A 21,047-nucleotide genomic window follows, 5' to 3' on the forward strand; every position below is an offset into this window, starting at 1 on the left:
GTCACTGGTCACTGGTCAGGTGGTCACTGGTCACTGGTCAGGTGGTCACTGGTCACTGGTCAGGTGGTCACTGGTCACTGGTCGCTGCCAAAAAAAGTACCCTCTGTAGATACTAGTCATCAGTAACTCATACCTGCTAAGTTTGTTATTTTGAGGCATATCTCACCATCCTTTCCAGGTTGACTGCACAGCTACCACACAAAAGCGCCTCCTCCAACATCACTTCCTTGCACAATTAAACCGATGAACACCTTATTTAGTCATTGGACTAGCGCCCTGAGAAAAAATTCTCTACCGCTAGTTTTATCTGCTTTGCTACCAACATTTGGATTAGGCAATTCCGCCTTTGCCGCCGAACGAATTTACGCATCGTATTCTGCTTTTGAACGTTCTATTTCCATCCAAGCATTAGAAGACTATGCTAAAACTGGTGCTATTGACAATGATTTGGACGTTTACAAGCAATATCTTAAAAAAGGGCAACTTCAACAGTTGCGGCGAGTATTACTGACACCCATCAAAGTCAACCATGTCGCCATTTCCCAATTTCTTTATACTCCACAAGGAGAATTTTTACTCAATCGTTTGGGAGAAGTTATTAGAACGGAATCTCGCCAACCAAAACCAAGCTTACACGCTTTACGTTCGGCGCTGATTCTAGCAGCTGCTGAACCGGAAGGTTTAACTTTATTAAATATATTGCGCAAGTATCCTAGCCGTAGTATGTACATTGACTTGGCACGTACTATGGGCATGGCATCGGAGTTAGAAAAACTTGTCAATGAGACCAAACGTGCAGTTGCTGCAGTTGAAGAAAAGTCAAGCATAGAAGCATCTGCCAGCAAACTACCATTTAATCTGTCTCTCCAACCAGATTTAAGGAGAAAAGGACGATATAGAGGGCAAAAACAAACTTTGAAGTTTTTTGATGCTACCCGCAACCGATTTTTGCTGACCGATATTTACCTTCCTAACACTCAAGGTCGAGTTCCTGTTATTGTTGTTTCTCACGGTTTGGGTTCGGACAGTAGTAACTTCACCTATGTAGCAACTCACCTTGCTTCTCACGGCTTTGCTGTCGTTGTTCCCAATCACCCTGGTAGCGATACTAAACAATTGCGATCGCTTCTCAACGGCAAAACAAATGAAGTAGCACCGCCAGATGAGTTTCAAAATCGACCTCTAGATATTAAGTATATATTAGATCGGCTAGAAGATCTTAATAAAGTTGACTCTCGTTATAAAGGTCGGCTCAATCTACAACAAGTAGGAGTTTTTGGTCACTCCTTTGGAGGTTATACGGCTTTAGCACTAGCAGGTGCAAGAGTTAACTTCGAGCGGTTGGCAAAAGATTGTCGAGAAAATTCTATTAAAGACACTTGGAATTTATCTCTACTTCTTCAGTGTAATGCACTTGCCTTGCACCAGAGCGATGCTGCAAGGCAGCCGCTTCGCGAACGCAAAGTCTATGATTTCCGAGACAAAAGAGTCAAAGCCGTGGTAGCCGTCAATCCAATTACAAGCAGTATTTTTGGAGAAACTGGATTAAGTCAAATTCAAACTCCAGTCCTGATTGCTGCTAGTAGTGATGACACCATTGCACCAGCTTTATACGAACAAATAGTCCCTTTTTCCTGGATTGAAAACTCACAAAAATACTTAGCTGTTATTTCAAAAACAAGCCATTTTTCAGCAATTGGAGAAGGTAAAGGAAGTACTAATCAATTTCCACTACCATCAGAATTAGTTGGAGAAAATCCTAGCCTTGCACGTCGGTATTTAACCGTTTTGAGTTTACCATTTTTTGCGACTTATGTTGCAGATATGCCAGAATATAAAACATTCCTTAATGCTGCTTATACCAAAGCCATATCCGGTCAGTCTGTCAGTTTAACTTTTATAAAGTCTTTGACAAGAAACGAATTGGCACGAGGGTTTAAGAAGTAATTTTAACCACATCATAAGTTGGAATATTTAATCTGATAACAAAGGCTGAATGCCGCGATGTAAAAAATCCGGAATAAATGAAGCCTTTGTTACAGGTTTCAAAAAAAGTTCTTGATTTTTTATCTGCAATCACCCTCTACGAGATTGGACAGTTGTTTCATAAAAGCTCAATCAAGTTCAGCACCGTCATATTGATTTCTTGCAGCCTCTACATCTTGAAAGTTAACTTTTGACCATTCACAAAGACTTTTTAGCACTTGACTCAAGGTTTGCCCTAAGGGAGTTAATGAGTATTCAACTCTTGCCGGTATAACGGGATATACTTGACGCTCAATCAGACCATTTCGTTCTAAGTCGCGCAGAGTACGAGTGAGCATTCGTTGAGAAATATCGCCAATCTCTCGCTGCAATTCACTATAACGCTTTGTACCGTGAGAGAGAACATATAAGGCTGCCACAATCCATTTATCGGCAACTAGGTCGAGGGTTTGCCGTAAATAGGGGTGAGAGTCGAGCAGGTTAGAAGTGGGTGTTTCAGGTTTATGCATACATTTTTGTGCGTATGGTACTATTTTGTACCTACTTGCTTATTAAAAACAACGCACAATATAATCGGCACGTGATTTCAGAAGGCTAAAAATGAAAAATAAATTTACTGTTCATAATTCAGCAATGCTATTGATTGACCATCAACAAGGCACAATTAAACTGGCTCGAAATTTGCCGCGAGAAGAGATCGTACAAAACACCCGCGCTCTTGCTCGTACTGCAAAGGAAACGGGTATGCCGCTTGTTTTAACTAGCAGTATGGAAACCGAGTTTCAAGGCTTATTGCTCGAAGATTTACAAACTATTGCGCCGGAAGAATACGCGCAGAGAATAAAACGTCCCGGTATCGTGGATTGTTGGGAATATGAAGAATACAAACAAGCGGTTGAGGCGACGGGTAAAAAGAAGTTGATTATGGCAGGCTTAACTAATGACGTTTGCATCGTATATCCAGCAATCAGCGCCGTCGAAGATGGTTACGAAGTGCAAGTTGTAGTTGATGCAGGTGGATCGCCAACGACAATTGCCGATGAAATGGCTTTACAGAGAATGTCTAGTCATGGTGTCACCCTGACTTCAACAAATCAAGTTATGGCAGAGTTAGCAGTATCGTGGTCACATGATTTTGGGAAAACGATCCAAACAATTATGTACCAAGAAATTCTTTCAAAATTACTATAGTACCGATTTCACAGCGATTTACCCACCAACGACACCACTCGACGTTATATAGTAGTCCTAAATTATTTATCAAAAACAAAATACCCGACTTCTTTAAGAAGTCGGGTATCTGAACCTTTCAATTTTTACAAATTAGATAGATTGCTATAATAAATCGGATTCAAAGAAAGAAAAACTATAAAATTTACCGTGCAAGGCTTTCTCAACCTCAACAAACCATTTGGCTGGACTTCCCACGATTGCGTGGCAAAGACACGAAAACTGTTACGTCTTAAACGTATAGGACACGCCGGAACTCTAGATCCAGCTGCAACAGGTGTGCTACCTATGGCATTGGGCAAAGCAACTCGGTTATTACAATACCTTCCTGGGGAAAAAGCATATAAAGCGACTATTCGTTTGGGTTTGCAAACGACGACTGATGATTTACAGGGTGAAGTTGTTGCCTCTCAACCTTGTCAGGATTTAAGTTTGGAGACAGTGAAACCTTTACTGCAACAATTTGTCGGCAAAATTGAACAAATTCCACCCATGTACAGCGCTATTCAAGTTCAAGGAAAGCGCTTGTACGATTTAGCACGCAAAGGCGAAACTGTTGAAGTACCTATTCGCATAGTCGAGATTTTCCGCCTGGAAATTTTGGATTGGCGAGAAGGAGAATTTCCAGAATTAGATGTCGTCATTCATTGTGGGGCTGGTACTTATATTCGGTCAATAGCTAGAGATTTGGGAACTGCTTTACAAACTGGTGGAACTCTTGCGGCTTTGGAACGGATTGCAAGTAGTGGGTTCCACTTAACAGAGAGTGTAACGTTAAGCGATTTGGAAGCACAACTGCAAGCAGGGGCTTTTCAACCTATGCCCTCTGATGCACCATTACAACATCTTGCATCCGTTACTTTACCGACAACTTTTGCTCAAAAATGGTGTCAAGGTCAGCGCGTGGCTGTTATTCAAGAAGTTTCGGGACTTGTACGGGTTTACCATGAAGATGGGCGATTCTTGGGAATTGCTCAAGTATTAGATTCCACTGACAATCCATTGCTGGTTCCAGAAATGGTTTTTGAAGCAATTTAACTTTGTTTTGGTAACATAGAGTATTTTGTGAACCACACCTAAAAAAGTATATAGCGCATGGATTCTTATTTAGAGCAATTTGCCAGTGATAATTACTCCGGTATTTGCCCGGAAGCATTGGAATACACGATTAAAGCAAACCAGGGTAGCGTTCCTGCTTATGGAAATGATATATGGACTCAGAAAGCTACAGACCGTTTTCGAGATTTGTTTGAAATTGATTGTGAGATATTTTTTGTTTTTAATGGCACTGCTGCTAATTCATTAGCATTGGCTTCATTATGCCAGTCTTACCACAGTGTTATTTGCCACGAAACTGCACATATTGAAACTGATGAATGTGGTGCTCCTGAATTTGCTTCTAATGGCTCTAAACTGTTATTGGCGAAAGGAGAAAATGGTAAGTTAACCCCAGATGCAATAGAAGGTATTGTCAAAAAAAGAATTGACATACACTATCCCAAACCAAAAGTCATTAGTCTGACTCAAGCGACAGAATTAGGTACGCTCTATTCTACAGATGAGTTGCTTGCTATTAAGTCTATTGCGAAAAAGTACAATTTAAAAATTCATATGGATGGAGCGCGATTTGCTAATGCAGTGGTTTCAATTAATAAAAGCCCTGCTGAGCTAACGTGGAAAAGTGGGGTAGATGTTTTGTGTTTTTGCGGCACAAAGAATGGTATGGCAATGGGAGAGGCAATTATTTTTTTTAATAAAACTTTAGCAGAAGATTTTGCCTATCGTTGCAAACAAGCAGGGCAACTTGCCTCAAAAATGCGATTTATTGCTGCACCTTGGCTCGGTTTATTGGAAACGAATGCTTGGCTTAACAATGCACGTCATGCCAATCAGTGTGCTGAATATTTAGAAAACAAATTATTACAGATAGAAGGTGTTGAAATAATGTTTCCTAGGGAGGCTAATAGTGTTTTTGTCAAATTGCCCGAACAAGCGATCGCACAGCTACAAGCAAAGAACTGGCAATTTTACACCTTTATTGGTGTAGGAGGAGTACGATTTATGTGTTCGTGGAATACAACTCAGGCAAGAATGGATGAATTAATTAGGGATATTAAAGAAGCAGTTGTAAAGATATAAAAAATTAGTTTTTGAAACTTAAAACAGCACTATAAGAGGATGTTTGAAAAGTCCTTTCATCAGTAGCAAAATATTCAAGCTCCCCCTAAATCCTCCTTACAATGGGGGACTTTACTCCCTTTGGGCTCTAAAATTACCGCTCTTTGTAGGTGGGGCTATGCCCACCAAAGCCTAACGGTGGGTACTGCCCACCCTACGTGTAATGGTAATCTTCTGACGGGAAGGGAGTAAGAGTATTTTCCCCCCTTTTTAAGCTATGCATTGGTCACATCTTTCTTTACAATCTTAAAAGCCTTGCGCCCTTACATCTTTATCCGGAGAGGTTTATGACTCAATTCTAGTTAAGTTTGGAGATCGCGTGAAGACTCGCTCTTGTATGGCTACTTTATGCTAATTTTTTGTAAAACTAAAGATCGCGATCGTATAGCTAGAGGTTAAAGAAGATGAACGAAATAACGCGCCGCGAATTCATTGTCACTGCTTCCCTAGCAACGGGTTTTGCTCTAGCCGTACAACCCGTTTCTGCTAAAGTCATTACAACCTCTGCCCAAGGGTTGGTTGCTGGTGCGGTGAAAATTCCCGTTAAAGATGGAACAATTCCTGCTTATAGAGCAATGCCTGCCACAGGTCAAAATTTCCCAACTGTTTTGGTAATTCAGGAAATTTTTGGCGTACACGAACACATTCAGGATGTTTGTCGTCGTTTTGCTAAGTTAGGGTACTTGGCAATTGCACCTGAATTGTTTGTGCGTCAGGGGGATGTCTCAAAGTTAAGCAACATAGATGAAATTCGTAAGATAGTTGTGAAGGTACCAGATGAGCAAGTGATGTCCGATCTTGATGCTACGGCAGAATGGGCTGTAAAATCAGCCAAAGGTAATGCCGAACAACTAGCAATTACAGGTTTTTGCTGGGGGGGTCGCATTACCTGGCTGTATGCCGCACGCAATCCTAAAGTTAAAGCAGGTGTGGCGTGGTATGGGAGATTAGTTGGCGATGCTAGTGAATTAACGCCAAAGCATCCTGTTGATATTGCATCGACTCTAAAAGTCCCCGTACTCGGACTTTATGGTGGCGAAGATACGGGTATTCCCCTAGCTACAGTAGACCAAATGCGCGAGCAACTGAAATCTAGTAGCAGCAAATCCGAAATTGTTGTTTACCCCAATGCACCACATGCCTTTTTTGCCGATTATCGTCCCTCTTACCGAGAAAGAGAGGCAAAAGACGGATGGCAACGCCTTCAAGCATGGTTTAAGAAGTATAAAGTGTAACAGTAAAGCAAACTTGCCCGGATCGCGATTCCACTTGAATGGAACCTCCTAAATACTCTACCAATTTTCTGACGATCGCTAATTCCAAGCCACTGTTGTTTGGTCTTGGAGATTGATTATTGGGAATGCGGTAGAATTTGTCAAATATCTGAGACAGTTCCAATCCAGAAACTTCTGCCCCATAATAAGCCACGCTCAAGTGAATTTTTTCAGAGATTGAACGAGCAGCAATAGTAATATCACCATTTAAGGCATACCTGTAAGCATTTTGCAAGAGATCGTGGAGAATGCGTTCAAAACAGGATATGTCTGTTGTTAAAAGTGGTAATTTGGGGTCGAGTTGAACTTTTACGGTTAGCGGTTGTTCTCGATTTTGTACAACAAAGGCTTCTAAGATATGGGGAATCCAATTGTGTAAATCGAGTGTTGTCAGTTCCAGAGGACATATACCGGCTTCTAAATATTGTAAATCTAGCAAATTCTCAATAAAGTAAAGTTGGCGATCGCACTCTTGCTGCAAATTTATTAAGTACTGTGACGCTTTGCTGTTGTGAGCTTCATTATTACAAATTTCTGTTGCTAAAACTTGGCTCAACGATTTGATATCAGCAATAGGAGATCGTCACTCAATAGAGATGGTACGTAAAAAATCATCTTTGAGTTGGTTGAGCCTTTGTAATTCTTCAAGCTGTATCTGTACCGCTTGATAAAGTCGAGCCTGACGGATAGCAATTGCACATTGATTTGTCACCTGTAAAACCAATCGAACTTCAAGTTGGTCGAAACTTTTGTCCTCTGGCTTGAATAACCACAAACTCCCTAAAAAACTTCGCTCGTCGAAAATAGGGCAGACTAAAATCGTGTATTTACAATGTTCTTGTAAGATTGAACTAGGTTGACACAAACAAAACTGTACGCTTAACCCCTGAAGCAATTGTTGATGGATTTCTGGTAACCGGACTAATTCCAATATTCTATCCTTATTTAAAAGAGTTGAAGTAGCCCTGGCATATTCATGACCAATAGTACAAGATTTTAATTCGCGATCGCCAATTGAAGAATAGCATAATTCCAGTTGTAAGCCAACTGCTAATTCCCGAACAGATGTTTGCCAAATTTGTTCTTCATCAAGGCGATCGCGAACTTTATCGGTGATGCGTTTGAGACTTTCCTCAAATTCTAGCGAGCGTTGAAGTTCAGATGTCCGTTCTACAACTTGGTCTTCAAATACACTATTTAGCTTTTGCAATCGTGCTGCTATCTGTTGACGTTTTTGGATTTCTTCTTGCAATTCTTGATTTTTTGCAAATAATTGCTGCTGCTGATGATGGATAATCAATTGATTTCTAACACGTGCCAAAACTTCCAATTCTTGAAAAGGTTTAGTAATATAATCTGTACCTCCATTTTCAAATGCCTTAACTTTATCCACAGTCTGGTCTAATGCGCTAATAAAAATAATGGGTATATTAGCTGTTTCTTCGTTAGATTTTAATTCCTGACAAACTTCATAGCCATTTAAACCTGGCATATTAATATCTAGTAGAATTAGTTCTGGCGGTTCTATCCGTGCTGATTGAAGTGCCATTTTTCCACTAATAGTTTTTCTAACCTTAAATCCATTTTCTTCTAGAATTTTAGATAGTAAGCGTAAGTTATCTGGCGTATCATCAACGAGTAAGATATGACCTGAATAATTTTCTTGACTTTTCACCATAATATTATTTTCAAGATTCACTTTTTAATCATTCTTAATAAATTGATATATTTTTAAACTATGTACAATTTTTTTAAAAGATAAATAATTCCAATTTATGTTGAAACTAACTCAAATATAAGGTCTCACATTTCTTCTCTAGGAATATACCGTAGAAATGCGTAAAATATTATAGGAATCCTATTTAATTTTTGAGATATACGTAGGTAGGGCTATGCCGTACAAAATCTATATGTGGTGGGCATTGCCCACCCTACTAATTCATCCGTAGTAGAAAGTGCAGATATCTAGCCTCCGTTCACTGGTCAGGTGGTCAGGTGGTCAGGTGGTCAGGTGGTCACTCCAAGGTGATGGAATAGCGATCGCCGACATAATTTTAGCGATCTGTAACTTAATTGCGACCCTACCACAATGAGGACAAGTCACCTTAATTTCTTCCTGTTGTGGTTCTCGTTGATGCTGAATCAACACCCCTTCTTTGCAGTGCCAGCACTCGCAAATTACGCGCCCTTCGGGTTTCTCAACATCTAAGAGGCGAATGTGTTGCCCAGAGACAGGTTTCAGTTCTGGCTCATTAAAATCCGGTCGTTCTGACCGAGGACGCGGGCGAGGTCGAGTAAAATCTTCTGACTCTTGTTTGAATTGGCGACGCGGACGCGGGTGGATAGCATCTTCCTGGCGCATAAAAACATTTGCCTTGTTCTGGGCATTAAATTGTCAGTCCTTGTCATGTAATCTAAAAGCAGTATAACGTAGTTTTTCTTGATAAAACGGAATAAATCTGTGTAAGATAGCTAATGTAAGCGTATTAGCTATGATTTTATGTTTTTAACTCCGAATATGTACAAAAAAGATATGGATTTCATCCTAGAACTCTTGTAGATTGGGCTTTATGAGGGAAAAATAGAATGTCTGAAGTCCCAAGTGTGGGCATCGTCGTCCCGTCTGTCACTTCACTTGAAAAAATAAAAACTAGCAGCGCCACAACTGTTCTTTTCTTTATGCGCGTGTTTCAACTACGTTCCAAAAAGACGATCTAAAAGCCCAAGTGGATTATCTTGGGAGTAAATACCTACAGAAGCGAATGCATTACGGATAATAGTTCTGGTTTGAATTTTCAGCGAAAAAAATTTATCCAGTTGATTTGCGAGTTGCCAGGGGGGAGATAGATAGTGTTGTCGTCGCTCATAAAGAGCGCGAGCGATCGCTTTGGGTTTGATTTGATCGAATGGTTTTGTAATTTAAATAATTGCTCCATCGTTGTGTTAAATAATTCTTACAAAACGCCTCCTGACTGAGCTTATGGATGACTTTATTTCATTTGACCCATAAAAAAAGGTGGCAGCCTTTATTGGTCGGAGCATCCGGGAGTCCAAGTTCTTAAAAAATGGGGAAACCTTAATAAAAAGATTGTTATCTATGGCAGAGATTGTTAGCGCAAGAAGGTTTCCCCATTTTTTCTGGCTCCATTCCAGCCCTAATACAGATGGTACAAGTTGTTTATAAGGCTGCCACCTTTTTTTCACGTGGAGCGCCTTTAAGAGTAGAATGCACTGTTTTTCTAACAAATTATATTTTCTCAGGCGTTCTGAAAAAAAGATGACCCAAGAAGTTGACATGCACGGAGTAAATCTGTGAAGATAATATGTGTATGAGGTGATTAACTTATGCTGAAAAAAAAGAAAGGTTTCAATCTAATCCAAAAATCATTGCGATGTAAATTGCTAAGGCAAGGATTTGATTTAACGTCAACTAAAGCTCGTTATAATGAAGCCGTTTCTTTTTATTTCGCCTTGGTTAATACTTTCCCAGAACACGTATTATCAGATGATTGTGAATTATCTGGTTGGTACGCTTACGAAGCTCTTAGTTCTAAGGGAAGTCAATATGAATTCAGAATTGATATTCCAGCAGTCTTAAGGCGTTCAGCTATCCGCAAAGCAATAGGTGCTTGGTGTTCGTGGAATAGCAATTACCAAAGATGGTTAGCTAGACCTCAAAAACACAAACATCATAAACCGCCCGTTCAACCACGTCGTTTTAATTTCTCTCCTAGCTATGACGCTGGTATGTGGAAAAAAGATACTGGTAGTTCAATCATGCTGAAAATTTTGGTAAAAGGTCAGTGGAAATGGATTAAGTTTCACTACCAAGCACCTAACTATCAGCATGACGACACTGGTTTAAACGGTTGGCATAAAGCATCATCAAGCATTGTGACTAAGGGTGATAATGCTTTTATTACTTTTACGTTACAGAAATATGTATCTGCCACAGGAGGATGTAAGAAATTATTAGCTAACGACTCGGTTCGCATTCTTGGAGTCGATACAGATTTAGAGAATAATATTGCTATTCTATCTGTTCTAGAAATCGCAGCTAATGACGAGGTTGTTGAGGTTACACGTCACTTCATAAAACAAACCAATCATACAAAGCTTAGGAAGAGAGATTTAGGACTCATAGCAATCCGAATGAGAAAAACTGGAATAGTGAAAAAAGGTTTCTGTAATCAGAGATGGGAGAAAATCTCTAATAGAGAGAACGAAGCAGGACGAGCCATAGCAAGAGAAATAGTGGAATTTGCTATGTACTGGAACTGTAGCGTTATTTCTTTTGAACATCTGAAAAACTTGAAACCATGTAAAGGTAAGTATTCCAAGCGTTCAAATCAGAAAAGAGCGTACTGGTTAAAGTCGAAAGTATTTAATGAGGTTAGTCGCATTGCATTCCAAGATTATGGAATTCTTACGACTCGTGTAAATCCCAGAGATACTTCTCGATTAGATCCTTGGGGACAGGAGTTAGCACGATTAGATAATTATAGTGGCTTTTTAGCCATTAATTTAATTAAAGAGGGTAAGCTAGAAAATTCTTACCAAAAAGGTGCTAATTTTGTAGTCAACATCAATACTTCCTATTCTGCTCACTCAGGTTTGAACGCCGCGAGAAATATCGGATTAAAAGCAATATTACGTCACAGAACTAACGCAATATTCGTATTGCGGAAAGCCTCAGACAAAGTAATTTGAGAGGTATGTGTTAATCCTTGAATGGTAAGCAACGACCACGATTAACACATTAGGCAAGGGTAGACTGCCTAGTTATTCCTACTGAACTACGTTATCTATGTGGTTGGTTCTAGAAACCACTTGCTACTAATAACGACTACAGAGGAGTATAAGAAAGTGAACGATGAAAAACGAGTAATTCCTACGATTTACTACGTTTTATCGACTACTCGATATTAACAAGAAATATTAGAAATCTTAAATTATTCAGGTAAAATGCACCCAATTGTACTAAAATACACTCAAAATTAATCTTCTAGATACTGAACTACTACAGTTAAATCTTCCATAGCCCGATTTAATCTTTCGAGCAGTACCTCATACACATCTGGGTCAGCATCGACAATTTCTAACTTTTTCCTTAGATAAAGTTCTAAGGCTTCTACCCACAATAACGCCTCTACAGTGTAGATTGCTTTCAGTAATCCCATATTGGTTAGAACAGCTAGCTGAAATCCTATCTGGTCTTGTTCGGAATTGCCCAAGTATCCATTGCTAAATTCTAATTTTGCTGGAATGTAATATTCGTATTGTTCGCTGGTGATACCACTAGGTATTAATTGTGGTTGTGGAAGGGGAGGTTGAGAGTCAGTCATAATTTCAGACCTTGAAGACTATAAACTCATGTTATTTAAATCTCACGCAAAGGCGCAAAGACGCAAAGCTATTTGGTGCGTCTTTCCGTCTTTGAGAATCACCAACATCGTATATTACGTAGGTTGGGTTGAGGAACGAAACCCAACATTGAACCCTTATTGTTAGGTTTCGTTGCTCAATCCAACCCACGATGTCTTAATGTTTACTTTATAAATCATCTCTAAATCTCTATCCCAAGAGCGCATAAGCTGAATATCCCTGCACCTAGTAAGTATCAGGGGAAACTCTCTCCTCGCTTGTCGTTCATTTGTTAAGAATTATGACTCAAACAGAGCGTCGTTGGACTTTAATGGTTTACATGGCAGGAGATAACGGTAAAGTATTCAAGGACGGGACTCAGTTGATGTTTCCCATGGCAAGTCAAGGGTGGGAAGATATTAGAAAAATGGAGAGAGTAGGTTCCACTGACGAAGTGACAGTTTTAGTCCAGTTTGATACTTTAGAAGACCGCGAAAATACCTATCGAATTTACCTCAGTCCTGTTCAAGAAGATTCTGAAACCGAGAATAATACACAAGAAAACACAGAAAATCTAAAACCACCACGGAATGCACGTCGTAAAGGTGAGGAAGAGCCTGAGGTAAATTATACAGAAAACTATATAAACCGTTCTACCCCGCTAAAAGGCACTACTTCTATTCGTTCTCAAATTGAGAATATTCCAGAACAAAATACGGGAGATCCTCAATCTTTACGAGATTTTATTGTTTGGGGGATTGAGAATTATCCGGCGGAAAACTATGCTGTCATTCTTTGGAATCACGGTACTGGTTGGAAAGAAGATGATATCTATGAATTTGCTCGCGAACGAGGAGTGGATTTTCGAGCGACTCAGAATGAAGTCCGCTCGTTAACCCGCAATAATCGACGTTTGTCTCGTGCTTTTTTCCTGTCCTCTGTTACGGAAGTGCTGCAACTCCAAGATGAGGAATCACGAGCGATCGCTTTTGACGACTCATCAATGGATTTCCTCGACAATGCCAAACTTCAGCAAGCCTTTCAGGAAGCAGAGGAAAAAACTGGGCAAAAGGTCAGCTTAATTGGTATGGATGCTTGTTTAATGAGCATGGTGGAAGTGGCATACCAGTTGCGGACAAATACCGAGTATATAGTCAGTTCTCAAGAAGGTAATGAGGTTTTACAACTGTGACTTTAGCAGATGGGGCATGGTTAGATGAAATACATCCAATCTACGTTAAAATACAATCACTCACACATGAGTTAGAATCCTATTTAACGATAGAGCAGGCACGAGACGAGTACAACAAATCGATTGCTGAAGAAGATTCCCAACTAGCCACTCTCGCGGCACAAAAAAGCAAATTGGAAGCAGAAGTACGTATTCTAAACACTTCCAGACTGAAACATAAACCCATCCAACCACTAAAGCTGGATAAGAGCGACCAATCAAAGTTGCAACAACCTGTAATAATCACCCCAAAGCCCAAAGATAAATCGAGTCAAAAAAAGCCAGGGACTGAAGCTAGGGACAAGCTAAAAAAGCTAGTCAATCGATTTTACAGGTTTAAGCTTGATGCTAGCGTTTTGGGTCAGATAAATCGTATCGCTGATGATGTCGATCGCCCCTTAGGTGAAGCTCTAGCTTTATTAGATTGGAGTATTTTTGAGAATTATGCTCGCACTAGTGCTGGCGATCCATCTAAACTGGATATGCTGAAGGAATGGGCTAAAGAGTTACAGGAGTATTGCAGCTACCTATCCGGTGAAGTCGATCTACAAAAATTTCGTTACCGTGACTATTTGGGAATTTGGGAACTGTGGCGCAATCGGGAGAAATCACCCGAACACTTACAGGAGTGGCAAACTTTTATTGCTGAAACCAAACAAGCAAAACAAGATGCGATCGCTAAATTAAAGCAAGAAATTCTTGAATTGGAAGTCAAGATAGCCCAAATCAAAGCAGCCCGCACTCAAGGGGGAGAGGTGCTATGAATAAAATTACTCGCTTTGAAGAACAGCGTATTGCACGTTTTACGGGAACCTCTGAAGGAGTCAAGCCAGAAGCAGTATACCCCGGATGGACTAACTTTGTTTCTCAAAAATCAGTGCGAGCGATCGCAATGGCAATTAAATCATCTTGTCTTTGGATAGCCACAACTGGGGGAGTCATTGCTTGGAAGTGGAAAGACAATCAGCCCTATCAGCGTTATAGTAGCGAACATGGTATGGCTGGTAATGAAGTTGTATGTCTTTGCTTGGACGAAAAAGAACGCCCATGGGTAGGACATAGCGAAGGTGGCTTATCATACTTTGACGGTCAACGGTGGCAAGTTTACTTTGATTTACAAACAGAGACTGTTCGCGCACTTACAGGTGCAGGCAATTATCCGGGAATCTGGGTTGCTGGGCAAGAAATGGTGTATTATATCCCCGAACCGAGCCAGCCTCCCAAACCCGTGTCAGCAACGCCAGATGTTAGTACTGCAGATACCCTGGCTTTACTCGTTGATGACAAGCAATTACTCATAGGTAATCCTTGGGGACTTTTTCAAGCATCACACGAACAAGCCCCCGAACAAATAGTAGAGGAAATTCAATCTTGTACTGCTCTTGCAAAAGACCGTAGTGGAAGAATTTGGATTGGAACGCCTACAGGTCTGTGTCTACTTGAGAATAATAAAGTAGAATTTTGGGACGATAAAGTCAGTGGGCGAGTACTTGCAATAGCAGTCAGTGAGAAGCGTATTTGGATACTGACATCTGATGGACTTTTCCAAATACAGGAAAATGTCTGCCTGCAAGTCCCGGTGTCAGAACAGCCTGTGACAATTCGAGCAATCGCAGCTAGCACGAGTGATTCTTATCTTTGGGTAGGAACAGACCAATTGCTAGCGGGAGTACAAGTCATAAATCCCAGTCATAGCTCTTGGTATTTAGACCTGTTAACTTCCGATCCAGACGATATTTTATATAACTTTGGTCGTTGTGTCATCTCCAAACCAAACAGCGAACAGGTATGGGTAGGTACAGTCGGTGGGTTGTTTACCTATCAATCAACTAATAAAAAATGGCAGTTTTTCTCCAACAACAATGAGGATATTCGTGCGCTTGCCCTAAATTCCACAAGTAACACATTTTGGATATTAAGTTGGCCTAATGGAATGGACAAGCGACTGTTGGATGGCTCACGAGCAGATTATAATCCAGTCCCACAACCACTCAGTTTGCCGTTATTGTTGGCAATGGGTCAGGATGGTCATCCTTACGTTCTCACAGAACGTGCATTATGGCGATTAACGACAGTCAAGACAGAAGAGGTAGTTCCAAGTTCTCCTTCAGGTAGTCTGTGTATGTTGCAATATGATGGGGTCTGGTGGATAGGAACATCTCAAGGATTGTATCGTTTAATGAACGGAAAGTGGCAATTGGTAGGAGATCAACCAGGTCCTTTGGAAGCAGCCGTCTGCGATCTCGCTGTTATTGAAAATACCCTGTGTGTTGCTACTGCAAATGGTCTTTGGACTCTCAAAAATAGTCAATGGGTTCAGCACAACTTAAAACTGCCAAGCAATTTCCCTCTAGTTTGGGTAGTGGCTCCTTCTATACATTTCAAAGCTATTTGGCTAGCCTGTGAAGATGGCGTTGTTTGCTACGATCCTTTTTCCCGTAACATTCGCGAGCATTACACCTGCATCAACTCTGGATTAGCAAGTCGGCGAGTCACTGCGTTAGTTGAAAGCACTCATGTTTTATGGATTGTTACTCAAGCTGGTATCAGCTGTATCACTTTAAATTAAAAAGGTTAATGATATGAATAGTCAACAAGATAACTTGAAAGACAAATTTATTGTTGGAATTGACTTGGGTACAACTAATTCTGGTATCTCAGCATGGATTGCGGAACAACAGCAGGTACAAATTCTAACCGATTACACTTTGATTCCATCGGTTGTGGGATGGAACCGTTCTGATAACACGTATATTGTGGGACGTGAAGCCGTTGAACTGAGCAAACAACATCCAACTGATGTGGTTTATTCTATCAAGCGCTACATCGGACGTGCATTTAATGACGCTAATGTTTCTGGCGATCGCTCCAACCTTACCTATAAATTAATTCCAGGAACAGGTCAAGACAAATTAAATGATGTTGTTGTCGATTTTGGCGATCGCAACGGTGTTCCTCACCAAGTCAACGCTCCAGACATTTCTGCTAAAGTGCTGTTTAAATTACGACAAGATGCTGCATCCCAACTGGGTATCCCCATTGATGAAATTAAGTATGCTGTTATTACAGTTCCAGCTTATTTTAACGTACTTCAAAGAGAAGCAACCAAACTAGCTGGACGACAAGCAGGGTTAGAAGTTGTTGACATTTTGAATGAACCAACAGCAGCAGCTTTATCCTATCGCACAACCGTACTAGAAAAATATGGAAAATGTCGTATCTTAGTTTATGACCTCGGTGGCGGAACATTTGATATTTCCCTACTAGAATTCGAGCGAGATGAGGATGGATACGCATTTTATACTCTTGCTGTAGATGGTGATACACGGTTGGGTGGAGATGATATAGATCGCAGTATTGCCTCTTGGTTAGTTGAAGAAATTGAGAGACGTTATGGCACTCCTATCAGTCCTAACGACCGAGTGACTCGCAATATATTACGTCAAAAAGCTGAAGAGGCAAAAATCCAATTGTCTGCAAAAGATACTGTTGTTATCGATCTACCATCACTCGATATAGGACATCCTTCTTCTACTCCCTTTGATGCTCAAATTGAATTGTCTCGCGAACAACTAGAAAAATGCGCTGCTAAGATCGTATAACGGACGCTAGACATTACAAAACGAGTGGTAGAAGGGGTAGCAGGATTCACATGGAAAGATATTGATGAAGTGATTTTAGTCGGTTGGCAAACACTTATGCCCTCCCTTCAGCGCCAGATAGAAGAACTGACAGGACGGAAACCCCATGTGAGCGATCGCCCACAACTAGCTGTTGCTTTAGGTGCTGGCGAGTATGCCCATATTTTAAGTCTGGGACAAGAGAAGTTTCAGGCAAATACACTCATTAATGTCATTGCCTTACGTTTAGGTATCCGCCTTGACGATGACACTTTTAAAGTTTTGGTTGAAGCAAACAAAACTTTACCTTATACAAGTAAATTATATCCTGTCACAACAACAGAAGACAACCAACAGTCCATTCTTGTAGAAGTTCTTCAAGGACCAAAGGAAGCAACCAAAGCCAGTGATTGTGTGGTTTTAGGCTTCGTAAAAATGAACATACTTTCACCTGCACCAAAGGGAATTCTAAAATTCGAGGTTGTCCTTGATATTCAATCTGATGGAACAATGTACGTGGAAGTTAAAGACACTAGTACTGGAAAAGTTGAAAAACAAGATTTGATTGCTAACACGGCTCAGAAAATACAGCTATGATTTAAATTTTAATACCTAATTTGCCACATTTTACAAACATAGATATAGAAATATTAAATCATTTGTAAACTTCTCTCTTCTCTCTTTTTTTCGTGCTCTTTGCGTCTTTGCGGTTAATAATTTTTAAACTTGAAATAGGATTACTATAGAACCTACCTTCCGCACCCTAAAGTATCACACTACGAATTTTGAACGTTTGAGGATTTGGGGTTGGCGAGCGCCATCGCAATTTTCACCAGGTTTGTATAAAGTACAGCTTTTATAGTTAGTAAAAATCCGAAAAAACCGATTGTGACAGTAGGGGGTGCGGAAGGGGAGATAGAACGTTATTCTATTTCTTAATCCTCAATTTAAAAGGAGTCAAAATAAGTCAATCTCTGGTAGTATTTTTCATTATTATGCCATAAAAAAGTGTAGAGACACGCCATTGCGCGTCTTTACATATCTAAAAATTTCGCTTACAGAAAAACCGAGTCCTATTAATATTTGCCTTCCCATATCAAAAGTTGCCTAGAAGCAGCAACAAAGCAGTTAAGATGCTTGGGTGGGTAAAGAAAATGGTCATACGCTAATGCCATCTGTCGAGCCGCCTCACGATATGGTACTCTACCGATTCCCGTACCTAAACCAGGACAAGCAATACTATTAATCTTGTCCTTAGCGTGTTGGTTGTGGCGTCGAACAGACAAAAGCATAGCCCACATAGCAACATAAGGAATATCAGTCCCAACAATAGACATAGGAACTCGCATTGTAGGTGTATGAGCGAGAAACGGGTGCAATGGATGACCAGTTTCTACAATCATTGACGTTCCCACTGGCTGTTCGCCCAGATAATCTGTCAGTATGCGTTGCTGGACTCTTTCCATCAAAGAACTACCAAAAAAATTGATAATGGCAGCATCTATCCCACCATCCATCATACCAAAGGAGTTGGCAGGACTAACTAAACAGTCAAAATCAGATAACCACTCAAAGTAGTCATTAACTATTTCAACATTAGGGAAATAATAGAAATGTTCTTGAAATGCTGCTGCTAATAATGAATCGGGCGCTACTAATATCAGTTTCAAGCTTTATTCCTCCGCTTGAATATTTATTGTAGTAAAACCTTTATTTTTCAGCAACTCAGAGGATGTTTGTAAAGCACACCGTTGTATTAAGATCCCCCTAAATCCCCCTTAAAAAGGGGGACTTTGAAGATTTCCCCTCTTTTTGGGAGCTATGCGTAAGTCTTAATGATACATTTTGGTAGGCGAACTGCTAGATACAGTTGGCGATCGCTTGCAATTGTTGCTAGAGCATCACGGTAATTGAGAAACTGTCCCAACGTGGTATGAAATTCTGAAACATTAGATGTGCTAATAAAACTTTTAACCTTTACTGCAATTTTTCGTCCCTCTCGTTCTGCTGCTAAGAGTTGCTCTGCTGCTAAATTAATTTCAAAATCTACATCATCCACGTTGATTTCATAAGGGTCAGCCGTAATTTTCCAGATCTCTTTTTCTAAGGCAGTTCTGACAACATGATGAAATCTATCTTTCGCCATAAGAGTCAAACAAGATCCCTTACCTATGAATGCATAACATACATATATAAAGATAGCTTACTCAACTTGAGGTGATATACTGTTGTAGATTGTAGTTCTAACCCACATAAAGTGCAGATTTATCTGCTACGGGCTGCTACAGGCTGCGGTTCCATAACTTTTTCAAGTCCCTCATTCCATCAAGATAAGTCGCAAGGGATCTAAACGAACGTACCAAGGCATCGATCGCTCTTTCAAAACCGCCCATTTCTCTTTAAACACTTCTGCTTGCAAGTGATAATCAGACTGATTCTTAGGTTCACCGTTCAACTTAAGAAACAGCGTCATTCGGTGTGGAGTTTCGCTCGTTCTTGTCAGCCAACAGGGAAATGTATTTTCTTGAGTTGGCTCGTTACTGAGACTGAGATGATGAGCGCGAATTCCAACACTAGATAAAAATTCTGGAACGGGTTCAACAACGTTCAGGGTACAACCCCACTCGACTGCTTCGACTTGATGCGATGTTAAAGCAATAGCGCGAGAAAAGTTTTTACATCCTGTCAACTGAGCAACGCTAGTTGTGGCGGGGTGCTCGAAAATATCGTATCTCGTTCCGGAATGAGCAACTTGTCCTTTATCTAAAACTAGTAAATTGGGACATACTCGATAAGCCTCCTCCATATTATGAGTAACAAATAGAGTTGTTCCTTCGTAAGATGTTAATGTCTCCACCATTTGCTGTTCGAGTTGACTTCGCAAGTGAGTATCTAGTGCAGAAAATGGCTCATCTAGTAATAGTGCTTCTGGATAACTGGCTAAGGCTCGTGCTAGGGCGACTCTTTGCTGTTGTCCGCCTGAAAGTTGATGCGGATAGCGATCGCCCATTCCTTCCAAATGCACGGTTATCAATTGGGCTTCAACTTGTTGTCGAATTGCTGTTGCAGACAATCCTTTTGGTAAGCCAAAGGCAATATTTTGCGCTACTGTCATGTGGGGGAAGAGAGCGTAATTTTGCACGACAAAACCAACTTTGCGATCGCGTGGTGGCAGATCGATGCCCTGTTGAGAATCATATAACACCCGCCCATTCAGAATAATGCGTCCCGATGTTGGAGATTCTATTCCAGCAATACACCGTAGAATCATGCTTTTACCAGCCCCAGATCCTCCCAACAATCCTAATGGTTGTTTATCAGCACTAAAACAGACTTTCAAGTTAAAGCCAGGGAGACGCTTTTCAATATCTACAAATAAGCCAGAGGTTGGGGGATCTGGAATAGAGATTGAAGAGGACTTTCTTGCCTTGTCCCTTTGTCCCCTACTTGCTACTCCCAATCCCCTTCTCTTTCCCTGGTTTTCCTGCCAAAAGTTAGTTGCAATAATTCCAGATAAGGAAATCACTATGATGGCAATTGACCAAAACCAAGCTTCATTTATGGCTCCACCTTCAACCGCAAAATAAATTGCCATTGGGATAGTCTGAGTTTGCCCTGGAATATTCCCTGCTAACATCAAGGTTGCACCGAATTCACCCAAAGCACGAGCGAAAGCCAAAGTTGTTGCAGCTAAAACTCCTGGTAGTGCTAGAGGTAAACCGATCCGCCAAAATATAGTGGAGTCCTTAACACCAAGAGTTCGAGCCACTCGCAAAAGATTGCTGTCGATTTGCTCAAAAGCTCCCAATGCTGTTTTATACATCAACGGAAAAGAAACTACTGTTGCAGCGATCGCCGCACCATACCAAGTGAAAACCACGCTAAAGTTCAAAGGCTCCATGAGTTTTCCCAACGGGCCATTTTTACCAAACAACAAGAGTAGCAAAAAGCCAACAACCGTCGGAGGTAAAATTAGAGGAGAAACAAAAATACCCTCAATTAAAGACTTCCCTTTCCCTCGATATCCCAGCATCCAATAGGCAGCAGCGATACCAAGAAAAAAGGTAATAAATGTTGCCAGTAAGGAAGTTTTAAGGGATATCCACAAAGGAGAGAGGTCGTAAGGCATCATAAGCGTTCGTAGTTAAAAATTTAGTTCCCTCC

General features: G+C 40.6%; 17 protein-coding genes and 1 pseudogene. 10 read left to right on the plus strand and 8 right to left on the minus strand.

Features of this window, described 5'->3' with window-relative positions:
• Positions 1-243: 243 nt before the first annotated feature.
• The gene (locus ACKTT2_RS18800; protein WP_407889657.1) at positions 244-1,947 is read left to right on the plus strand and encodes an alpha/beta hydrolase; all 1,704 of its coding nucleotides are present in this window, start codon (positions 244-246) and stop codon (positions 1,945-1,947) included.
• A gap of 167 nt (positions 1,948-2,114) precedes the next feature.
• On the opposite strand, the gene ACKTT2_RS18805 is transcribed toward ACKTT2_RS18800, so the two are convergent.
• Positions 2,115-2,495 (minus strand): winged helix-turn-helix transcriptional regulator, encoded by a 381-nt coding sequence (locus ACKTT2_RS18805; RefSeq protein WP_407889659.1) that lies wholly within the window; start codon positions 2,493-2,495, stop codon positions 2,115-2,117.
• Between the two features lie 91 nt (positions 2,496-2,586).
• On the opposite strand from ACKTT2_RS18805, the gene ACKTT2_RS18810 reads away from it, so the two are divergent.
• The 4 genes from ACKTT2_RS18810 (at position 2,587) to ACKTT2_RS18825 (ending at position 6,629) form a co-directional block, all read left to right on the plus strand.
• Positions 2,587-3,177: an isochorismatase family protein gene (locus tag ACKTT2_RS18810; protein ID WP_407889661.1), complete on the plus strand. Its 591-nt coding sequence runs from the start codon at positions 2,587-2,589 to the stop codon at positions 3,175-3,177.
• 189 nt (positions 3,178-3,366) lie between these two features.
• Positions 3,367-4,254, plus strand: a complete 888-nt coding sequence (truB, locus tag ACKTT2_RS18815) for a tRNA pseudouridine(55) synthase TruB (RefSeq protein WP_407889663.1) — start codon at positions 3,367-3,369, stop codon at positions 4,252-4,254.
• Between the two features lie 57 nt (positions 4,255-4,311).
• Positions 4,312-5,355, plus strand: coding sequence for a threonine aldolase family protein (locus ACKTT2_RS18820; protein ID WP_407889665.1), 1,044 nt, complete (start codon positions 4,312-4,314; stop codon positions 5,353-5,355).
• Between the two features lie 443 nt (positions 5,356-5,798).
• Positions 5,799-6,629 carry a dienelactone hydrolase family protein gene (locus ACKTT2_RS18825; protein ID WP_407889667.1) on the plus strand — a complete coding sequence of 277 codons (831 nt, stop codon included), beginning with the start codon at positions 5,799-5,801 and terminating at the stop codon, positions 6,627-6,629.
• Here the strand turns inward: ACKTT2_RS18825 and ACKTT2_RS18830 are convergent.
• From ACKTT2_RS18830 to ACKTT2_RS18840, 3 genes are all read right to left on the minus strand, one after another.
• Positions 6,610-7,224, minus strand: a complete 615-nt coding sequence (locus ACKTT2_RS18830; RefSeq protein ID WP_407889669.1) for a sensor histidine kinase — start codon at positions 7,222-7,224, stop codon at positions 6,610-6,612. The two genes, ACKTT2_RS18825 and ACKTT2_RS18830, sit on opposite strands and share 20 nt — an antisense overlap.
• Positions 7,225-7,251: 27 nt before the next feature.
• A complete protein-coding gene (locus ACKTT2_RS18835) occupies positions 7,252-8,346 on the minus strand; it encodes a response regulator (RefSeq protein WP_407889671.1) in 1,095 nt (364 codons plus the stop codon).
• Between the two features lie 321 nt (positions 8,347-8,667).
• On the minus strand, positions 8,668-9,030 hold the full coding sequence (locus ACKTT2_RS18840) for a hypothetical protein (RefSeq protein ID WP_407889673.1): 363 nt from the start codon (positions 9,028-9,030) through the stop codon (positions 8,668-8,670).
• Positions 9,031-10,013: 983 nt separating this feature from the next.
• Between ACKTT2_RS18840 and ACKTT2_RS18845 the strand changes: the two genes are divergently transcribed.
• Positions 10,014-11,378: a hypothetical protein gene (locus ACKTT2_RS18845; protein ID WP_407889675.1), complete on the plus strand. Its 1,365-nt coding sequence runs from the start codon at positions 10,014-10,016 to the stop codon at positions 11,376-11,378.
• Between the two features lie 287 nt (positions 11,379-11,665).
• Here ACKTT2_RS18845 and ACKTT2_RS18850 read toward each other — a convergent pair whose 3' ends face one another.
• Positions 11,666-12,013 (minus strand): hypothetical protein, encoded by a 348-nt coding sequence (locus ACKTT2_RS18850; protein ID WP_407889677.1) that lies wholly within the window; start codon positions 12,011-12,013, stop codon positions 11,666-11,668.
• Between the two features lie 320 nt (positions 12,014-12,333).
• Here ACKTT2_RS18850 and ACKTT2_RS18855 point away from each other — a divergent pair, with 320 nt between their 5' ends.
• The 4 genes and pseudogenes from ACKTT2_RS18855 to ACKTT2_RS18870 all read left to right on the plus strand — a co-directional run bounded on the left by ACKTT2_RS18855 (position 12,334) and on the right by ACKTT2_RS18870 (position 17,480).
• Positions 12,334-13,224, plus strand: coding sequence for a clostripain-related cysteine peptidase (locus ACKTT2_RS18855; protein WP_407889679.1), 891 nt, complete (start codon positions 12,334-12,336; stop codon positions 13,222-13,224).
• Positions 13,221-14,027 (plus strand): hypothetical protein, encoded by an 807-nt coding sequence (locus ACKTT2_RS18860; RefSeq protein ID WP_407889681.1) that lies wholly within the window; start codon positions 13,221-13,223, stop codon positions 14,025-14,027. Before ACKTT2_RS18855 ends, ACKTT2_RS18860 begins: the two co-directional genes overlap by 4 nt.
• Entirely contained in the window at positions 14,024-15,832 is a 1,809-nt protein-coding gene (locus tag ACKTT2_RS18865) for a ligand-binding sensor domain-containing protein (protein ID WP_407889683.1), read from the plus strand. Before ACKTT2_RS18860 ends, ACKTT2_RS18865 begins: the two co-directional genes overlap by 4 nt.
• Positions 15,833-15,845: 13 nt before the next feature.
• Positions 15,846-17,480 (plus strand): annotated as a pseudogene (locus ACKTT2_RS18870) (Hsp70 family protein).
• Between the two features lie 479 nt (positions 17,481-17,959).
• Here the strand turns inward: ACKTT2_RS18870 and ACKTT2_RS18875 are convergent.
• From ACKTT2_RS18875 to modB, 3 genes are all read right to left on the minus strand, one after another.
• Positions 17,960-18,553, minus strand: coding sequence for a macro domain-containing protein (locus ACKTT2_RS18875; RefSeq protein ID WP_407889685.1), 594 nt, complete (start codon positions 18,551-18,553; stop codon positions 17,960-17,962).
• Positions 18,554-18,702: 149 nt separating this feature from the next.
• Entirely contained in the window at positions 18,703-19,029 is a 327-nt protein-coding gene (locus tag ACKTT2_RS18880; RefSeq protein ID WP_407889687.1) for an element excision factor XisH family protein, read from the minus strand.
• Between the two features lie 171 nt (positions 19,030-19,200).
• Complete coding sequence (modB, locus tag ACKTT2_RS18885) at positions 19,201-21,012, minus strand: molybdate ABC transporter permease subunit (protein ID WP_407889747.1); 1,812 nt, start codon at positions 21,010-21,012, stop codon at positions 19,201-19,203.
• Positions 21,013-21,047 lie beyond the last annotated feature (35 nt).

The organism is Scytonema hankhaensis NUACC26, from assembly GCF_045865695.1.
Classification (GTDB): domain Bacteria; phylum Cyanobacteriota; class Cyanobacteriia; order Cyanobacteriales; family Nostocaceae; genus Scytonema.